A 416-nucleotide genomic window follows, 5' to 3' on the forward strand; every position below is an offset into this window, starting at 1 on the left:
ATGTAATGGTGTCAGTTTATCTGTTATATATTGTTCTATAAACAATAAAAGCCCGCAAGCGGGCTTTTGTATCAGTTGCTTAAAAATATTAATTAATCAACTAAACCACGGCGCTTAAGCAATGCATCAGTCGTTGGTTTTTGACCTCTAAACTCAATGTAGCTTTGCATTAAGTCACGGCTGTTACCTTTTGATAGGATCTCTTTACGGAACTTATCGCCATTTTCGCGCGTTAAGCCACCGTTGTTTTCCATATGAGCAAAGGCATCAGCGGCAAATACTTCAGTCCATAGGTAAGCGTAGTAACCTGCTGAGTAACCACCTGCAAACGTATGGCTAAAGTAGTTTGATTTGTAACGAGGTGGTACAGGGTAGTAATCGATACCGTGTGCCTTTAGTGCTTCGCTTTCAAACTT

1 protein-coding gene is annotated in these 416 nt (G+C 40.4%); it reads right to left on the minus strand.

Annotated elements, in window-relative coordinates; all coding sequences use genetic code 11:
• Window positions 1–92: 92 nt before the first annotated feature.
• A partial coding sequence (locus CWB76_RS19385) for a M3 family metallopeptidase (RefSeq protein WP_138609741.1) occupies window positions 93–416 on the minus strand: 324 nt, incomplete at its 5' end.

It is taken from the genome of Pseudoalteromonas sp. S1609 (assembly GCF_005887255.1).
GTDB lineage: Bacteria > Pseudomonadota > Gammaproteobacteria > Enterobacterales > Alteromonadaceae > Pseudoalteromonas.